This window comes from Mesorhizobium sp. M7A.F.Ca.CA.001.08.2.1 (assembly GCF_003998455.1).
Classification (GTDB): Bacteria; Pseudomonadota; Alphaproteobacteria; order Rhizobiales; family Rhizobiaceae; genus Mesorhizobium; species Mesorhizobium ciceri.
The window spans coordinates 1-6300 of the sequence record NZ_RZPW01000345.1 but is presented as its reverse complement, the minus strand read 5'-3'; the positions used below and the strand labels follow the sequence as shown (position 1 = coordinate 6300).

General features: G+C 62.8%; 8 protein-coding genes. 3 read left to right on the top strand and 5 right to left on the bottom strand.

Going from position 1 to position 6300, the window contains the following annotated elements; all coding sequences use genetic code 11:
- Positions 1 to 733: cytochrome P450 (locus EN914_RS20105; RefSeq protein ID WP_164778814.1), on the top strand; the 733-nt coding region annotated here is incomplete at its 5' end.
- A 71-nt stretch (positions 734 to 804) separates the two neighbouring features.
- Here EN914_RS20105 and EN914_RS20100 read toward each other — a convergent pair.
- From EN914_RS20100 to EN914_RS20085, 4 genes are all read right to left on the bottom strand, one after another.
- Positions 805 to 2388: a GH3 auxin-responsive promoter family protein gene (locus EN914_RS20100; protein ID WP_024503929.1), complete on the bottom strand. Its 1584-nt coding sequence runs from the start codon at positions 2386 to 2388 to the stop codon at positions 805 to 807.
- Positions 2378 to 3121, bottom strand: a complete 744-nt coding sequence (locus EN914_RS20095) for a hypothetical protein (protein WP_024503930.1) — start codon at positions 3119 to 3121, stop codon at positions 2378 to 2380. Before EN914_RS20095 ends, EN914_RS20100 begins: the two co-directional genes overlap by 11 nt.
- 401 nt (positions 3122 to 3522) lie before the next feature.
- Entirely contained in the window at positions 3523 to 3720 is a 198-nt protein-coding gene (locus EN914_RS20090; protein WP_024503931.1) for a hypothetical protein, read from the bottom strand.
- 102 nt (positions 3721 to 3822) lie between these two features.
- Positions 3823 to 4056: a hypothetical protein gene (locus EN914_RS20085; protein ID WP_013530508.1), complete on the bottom strand. Its 234-nt coding sequence runs from the start codon at positions 4054 to 4056 to the stop codon at positions 3823 to 3825.
- Positions 4057 to 4259: 203 nt separating this feature from the next.
- On the opposite strand from EN914_RS20085, the gene EN914_RS20080 reads away from it, so the two are divergent.
- A complete protein-coding gene (locus EN914_RS20080) occupies positions 4260 to 5249 on the top strand; it encodes a Gfo/Idh/MocA family protein (RefSeq protein ID WP_245497830.1) in 990 nt (329 codons plus the stop codon).
- Positions 5250 to 5281: 32 nt separating this feature from the next.
- Here EN914_RS20080 and EN914_RS20075 read toward each other — a convergent pair whose 3' ends face one another.
- Positions 5282 to 5557, bottom strand: coding sequence for a hypothetical protein (locus EN914_RS20075; protein ID WP_024503933.1), 276 nt, complete (start codon positions 5555 to 5557; stop codon positions 5282 to 5284).
- Positions 5558 to 5700: 143 nt separating this feature from the next.
- Between EN914_RS20075 and EN914_RS20070 the strand changes: the two genes are divergently transcribed.
- The coding region (locus EN914_RS20070; RefSeq protein ID WP_245497829.1) for an amidase family protein at positions 5701 to 6300 on the top strand (600 nt) is incomplete at its 3' end.

The window sequence follows — 6300 nt, the reverse complement described above, 5'->3', positions numbered from 1 at the left end:
ACCATGCCCGGACCATCGGCATGTCCTGGTCCGGGCATGGTCGGGTTCGATCCGCGCCCTTCTCGATACTGGTTTCGATGATGCGTTCGGCGGCGCCAACTCCGCCGACGAGATGTCCTGCTACTTCGTCGAGCATCTGCGCCATCTGCTTGCCGCTGGGCGAATGCCGCCGCTGCTGACCGGGCTGGCCGGCCTCGTCGATGCGTTGGGGCTGACGGCTGCCGGTCGCAACATCGCCTTCCTGGCCTTCGCCGGCCACGAGACCACGGTGCACCTCATCGGCAACATGCTGTTCCATCTTGCTCACCAGCCCGCCCAGTGGGCGGCCCTGCGGGCCGACCGCCGGCTTGCTGCCAGTGCCGTTGCCGAAACTCTGCGGCTGGAAAGCCCGGTGCAGAAGATCTGCCGCTGGCCGCTCGAGCCTGTAATCATCGGCGGCCAGGAAATCGAAAAGAACCGGCTGATGGTGCTGCTTGTCGGCGCTGCCAACCGCGACCCGGCCCAGTTTGCCGACGCATCGCGTTTCGACCTCGGCCGGGCCGGCAGGCAGAACCTGGCCTTCGGCCGGGGCGCGCATGTCTGCATCGGCAGGGCGCTGGCCGAAATGGAAGGTGTCGCGGTGCTGGAAGCCGCACTCACCCACTGGAGAACCATCGAGCCTGTTGCTGCACGTTGGATGGACAATTCCTCGATCCGCGGCCTGGATGCGCTGGCGTTGCGGCTGACAGCCTGACCGGATGGTCGCTTGTCCGGTTTTCATGCCTTTGCGCGACCCATTTCCGCGACACGGGATGCCGCATCATCCTAAGCGTCCTCCTTGTCCGCCCCGAGCGCCGCGAGAAGCGCTGCGTCCGATCGAGTGAGCAGAACCGGCGCCTTCATTCCGGCAATGCTCGTGCCGCCCTTCATGCGGTGGCGCTTCAGCCTGCCATAGAGGTCGTCCACGCCGGTCGTCCGCAGCGGCCCCAACTGGCCGATGCGGCGGGCATACTCATATTGCGGGTTGGCCTTGAGCGCATGGTCGAGGCCACCGCCAAGCACCTCAACGGCCGGCCCCGGACCGGTCTCGACGAAAAGCCGGTAGTGCGGGTGCGGCGTCGCGACCGCCACCAGCAGCGAATAGGTACGATGATCGAGACCGGCCTCGGCCAGCGACCGCACGACAAAGGCTTCCGTGAGCTTTTCGCCACAGAGATCGGACACCATGCCGATACGCCCGCTGAAACGCAGGCGCGGCGTGTCGCCGGTGAACCCGGTGACTTCGACCATGTCTTGCGTATCGTAGCGATAGAGGCCGGAGCCGGTGGTCACGATAAGCCGGTAGGTCAGGCCTGCCTCCAACTGCCACGCGAAATAGTTGGCACCGCTGTCATCGACAAATTCAAAAAACCCGCTTTGCGATGCCAGGATGCACCCGGACCCGTCGCCATAGGGAAATGAAACGGCAGCTTCGGTAGACATCAGCCCTTTGGACTGGATGAAGACATGCCGAAATTGCGCCTGCAATGCGGCGGCAAAGCCATTGCTGGAAGCGTCTGTCCAGCAGCTGATCGTGTCGAGGCGAGGCCAGATCGCCGACAGCTGCGAACTTCCAAGCGCGCCCTCCAGCGCAGCAATGCGGCGGCGCACCACGTCCGCCGGCCGCACGGCGCCCAGCCTGTCCGCGAGCTCCGGCAACAGGCTCTCGGCATCGCGCTGCATCGCGCGCAGGATTTCGGTGAGATAGGTCGGGCTCCAGACCCAGATCAGGCTCAGATCCTCGGCCGCCAGCAGGTGCAGGCAGGTCTGCCTTTGCCACTCGGCGAAATCGCTGAGCAGCCTCAAATCCATCGGCACCGCCGAAACTTGGATCAGGCTATCGCGCAAGGCGCCGAAATAAGCAAAAGGAACGGGACTGCCCAACCTGCGCGCACCGACGCGCTCGCTTGCGCCGCGGCCTACCGGGCTTAGCGCGAAATAGCTGTGCCCTTGCGCAACGCCCGGCCGGCGCCGTATCAGTTCCGACATCCAAGGATAGAGACAATCGGTGTAGGCCTGCAGGCCCGTGTCGGTATAAGGGATGTATTTCGCGCCACCGGAACTGCCGCCGGTTTGCTCGATAAACCGGACCGGCTCGGCAGTCAGCACATTTTCCTCTCCGGCGACGACACGATTGATGTATGGCGACAAGGCCTCGTAGCCGCGGATCGGCACGAGATCGCGAAAGGACTCGGCCGAAGCGACGTTGGCGAAGTTGTGGTCACCACCAAACACAGTCGCAGGATTGGCTTCTAGGAGCCGCCGCAAGAGGGAGCGCTGCGTGGCCTCAAGTTGATCGAGCCGCGCCCGAAAACCGGCATCCCCGGCAGCGGTCGCGCCGGCAATCCGTGCCCAGGCTTCAGCGCCCATCTTGCAGCCCTTCGGCGAAACTCGCGGCGGCGTAGCGCTTCAGATTGCCGAGTTCGAATTCCGCGAGGCAGGCAAGTTCGACACCTCGGAAGTAGAAGGGATTGGCCCGGAGAAAGAAGGCGGCAAAACGGTTGCGGAATGCTGTTTCCTCGACGTCCGCCCACTGTTCCCGCAAGTGGCCTTGCGACAGGCCGAAGTCTATCAGTCCGGTCGACGGCTCGAAGTAGCTGTTGTAGCGGGCGACCGCTATCGCGTCGCGGATTGCAACAAGCCTGGTCGAACGCCGCCCATCAATAGCTGGAACGAACTCGCGGAAGAAATTGGGCAGGATGCGGAATGTACGGTGGCCCTTGATGATGGGGAACCAGAACAACCGGCCCGCCACCGCGGCCTTGGCGGCGCCGGCCGCGCGAAAGAAACCGCGTAGCAACACGGGGTCGCCCCAACGCGCGGAATGGAGGACGGTATCGCCGGAGAAGAGATAGTGGACAGTCTCGCCGCCCACGGTCAGTGGCCTGACAAGATAAGTCGAAAAGCCGATAATCTCCCGGTCGCACCGGATGATCACGACAGCATCCTTTTCGGCGAGATCGCGTTCGAAAACATTGCGATCGACTGCCTCGTAGTAGGTCTCATACAAGGCAAACATCCGGTCGCGCTCGGCAGGCGTCAGTTCCCGCACCGGCGTGATTGTCGAGCCAATGGAACCGATCTCATCCGCAGTACTTTGCACGCAATCTTGCCGCCCATGTCAGACCCCAACAAATCGAATATCAGTCATGGGCTCGATAATTCAACCCGCACCAACCCGAATCTTTATGAGCATTTGTCTCGGCATTGCGGGCAATGGACCTTGCGAGTTCGCCGTCTCACCCGACACTGTCGGTCAAAGCGGCCGCATTCGGCCGCCATGGCATAGTGCGTTGGACAGCGGTCGGCGATCACACTGCCGGTCGCCCGCGAATTGTTCGACCGCTACTCTCGGCTTTGGTCAGCTATCTTCATAGGAAGTCCAAAGCTGCCTGTCCGCTTTCGGCCTAAAATGCGATGCCCGATATTGGACGCAGCAAGGTTAGAGGCTGCCGGCGATGAAAGCGCTGCCGGTGCATGCAGCGGCATCCCAGCCGGATATGTTCAGAAGTCGAGAGCGACCATCATGCCGCGGACTTCGGCCATTTCCAGCAGCAGGTCTTGGAGTCTTTCGTCCAGTGCGGCACCGGTCAGCGCCAGAAGCTCGGTGACGCTCTCTCTCATCGATATGACGGCGGCGCCTGTCTTATCGGCGAGCAGCCGTCCGATGGCAGCTCGGATCAGGTCGTCCTGATCAGACATTGCTTCACCTCCCAACGCTTTCCATGCCTCACCGCCGCTTTCGACAACAGGGCGTGATTTCCCATACCGTATGATTTTTGGTGCGACATCGGGCAGCTTTGCTCATGCCAGCAGATCGTCTCGATGAGCCCGCCAGTCGTTCAACACCGACAATGAGGGCAGCAGCGAAAAATGGCCGGGCTGGACCGTTTCAACCGCTGCAAGCAGTGCCAGCGGCACTTCGTGCCGATAAAGCCCAATGCACACGCCCCCTTTGGCCGTTGCCGGCAATTCCGTGACGGTGTCGAAAATCGAAAACGTACCCGTTGGCTCTTCCACGATTTCGAAACGCCCCACCCCAAACCTCCCTCTGCACAAAAGTAGCGACCAACGCGGACATCCCCCTAGTGGTTCCCTAGGCCGGCAGTTTTTTTCGCGCCTTGGTTGTAGCGCATGCCGACAGGACAGTCATGCCCGCAGGGCGCGCAGTTAAAAATCGCTACGCACATTTTAAATCTTGACGCGTGTCAATTTATTATGAAACATGCGAAAACGTCGGCATGGGCGTGTACGACGTGTCGCCCAGCTTGGTGGCGCTGTGCACCTCGCAACATTCGACGGCAAGAACCTTCGAGACGGCCGAGGCGCTAATAGCGTCACCCGACATCGACGCGGTGTTCGTGCTGTCATCCGACGACACCCACAGCCGCTTCGTGCACGCGGCGATTGCCGCCAACAAGCACATCCTGCTGGAAAAGCCCGCCTGTCTGACGGTGCGCGAGATCGACGATCTGCTGGCGCTGATGCCGGACTACGACAAGACCCTGTTCGTTGGCTATATGCGCCGCTACGCGCCGGCATATCTGGCCGCCAGGGACGAGCTGCCGGCCTTCGCCGACATCACCCATGTCCGCATCTTCGACCTGATCTCGGAGGGCCGGCATTTCCTCAAGAAGAGCCAGAACGTCCTCTATCCCAACGACATAGACCCGGCCCTGCTGGCGCGTGGCGCCAAGGAGCGCGACGCGCTGATCCGCGAAATCGTCGGTGCCGACGCGCCGGCCGACCTGGTGCGCGCCTATCGCGGGCTGACGGCGCTTTCCTCGCACCACATTTCAGCGATGCGCGGGCTGATCGGCGAGCCGGCGCGCGTGCTGGCCGCGCACCGCACCAATGGCGGCGCCAACACATCGGTCACCTTCGACTACGGCCATTTCGCTTGTCTCTACGACGCGGTGGTCGACGATCTCGGCCTGTTCGACGCAATGATCGAGGTGCGCTCCAACACCAGGCGCGTGCGCATCATCTACGACACGCCCTACATCCGCAGCCTGCCGACGCGGCTGGAGGTCACCGATGCCGGCCCGCTCGGCCCGGTGACGAAAGCCTTCGGCCCTCTCTACGGCGCTGCTTTCTCGAATGAACTCGAGATTTTCCACCGCCACATCGCCGAAGGAACAAAGCCGCTGACCGACCTCGCCGATTCCCGCCGCGACCTGGCGCTGATGGCCGAAATCATCGAGCGTATGAAGGAGAGCGGCCAGCGTTGAGGCGCTCCCTACTGCCCTACTGCCCTACTGCCTTATTTCCCGCAGTGATGATCGTTGATCTTGTTCAATGCATTCGCGTCGGGTCCAACGCGATGGTAGGAGCACGCGCCAGCCGCCGTCGTCACCAACTGCTGATCGTAGTAGTGCGGGCCGCCGAACAGGATATCGATGAGATCGCCTTCGGCGGGAACGTAGCGTTCGGAGTGGACCCGGCGGTCGTAATGCCGGTCGCCAGCCAAGGCCGGGGCGCAAAGACTCGCGCCCGTAGCAACCGCGAGAGCTAGGATCGCAACGCATTTCGTGGTCATCGGCACACCCTTCTGGCCATTCCGGAATCGCACCATACATCCAAAACCGCCAGCCGGACAAAAGTTCCGAGAAGACCGCGATAGGCTCTTGCCGAAGCCTGCGGCCTCGCTCATCCATGGTGCGTGGAAATGTGGGATCCGTGATGACCGACGCCAGCCTTCACCTCCTCGAAGCGACGATCGACCAACTGCGCCGCGCGCTCGATCACGGCACCGTCACCAGCGTCGAACTGGTCGGGGCGTATCTCAGGCGCATCGCGCATTTCGACCGGCACGGCATCAGCCTCAATGCCGTCCCAGTGCTCAACCCTGACATGTTTGAGCAGGCGGCGGCCTCCGACCAGCGGCGCCGCAACGGCGCCGTGCTCGGACCGCTCGACGGCATCCCCTACACCGCCAAGGACAGCTACAAGGTTGCAGGCCTGACGGTGGCCGCCGGCTCGCCGGCCTTCGAGCATCTCATTGCCAATGAGGATGCCTTCACCATAGCCCGGCTGCGCGCCGGCGGTGCGGTGCTGATCGGGCTGACCAACATGCCGCCAATGGCCAATGGCGGCATGCAGCGCGGCGTCTATGGCCGCGCCGAAAGTCCGTACAATGGCGATTATCTCACCGCCGCCTTCGCATCGGGTTCGTCCAATGGCTCCGGCACGGCGACAGCGGCCAGCTTCTGCGCCTTCGGGCTTGGCGAGGAAACCTGGTCGTCCGGCCGCGCGCCGGCCACCAACAATGCGCTGGTCGCC

Bases quoted from the DNA above. Each gene is read 5' to 3' on its own strand.
- EN914_RS20090 (WP_024503931.1), bottom strand. From the start codon at position 3,720: ATGTCTGATCAGGACGACCTGATCCGAGCTGCCATCGGACGGCTGCTC.
- EN914_RS20100 (WP_024503929.1), bottom strand. From the start codon at position 2,388: ATGGGCGCTGAAGCCTGGGCACGGATTGCCGGCGCGACCGCTGCCGGG.
- EN914_RS20075 (WP_024503933.1), bottom strand. From the start codon at position 5,557: ATGACCACGAAATGCGTTGCGATCCTAGCTCTCGCGGTTGCTACGGGC.
- EN914_RS20080 (WP_245497830.1), top strand. From the start codon at position 4,260: ATGGGCGTGTACGACGTGTCGCCCAGCTTGGTGGCGCTGTGCACCTCG.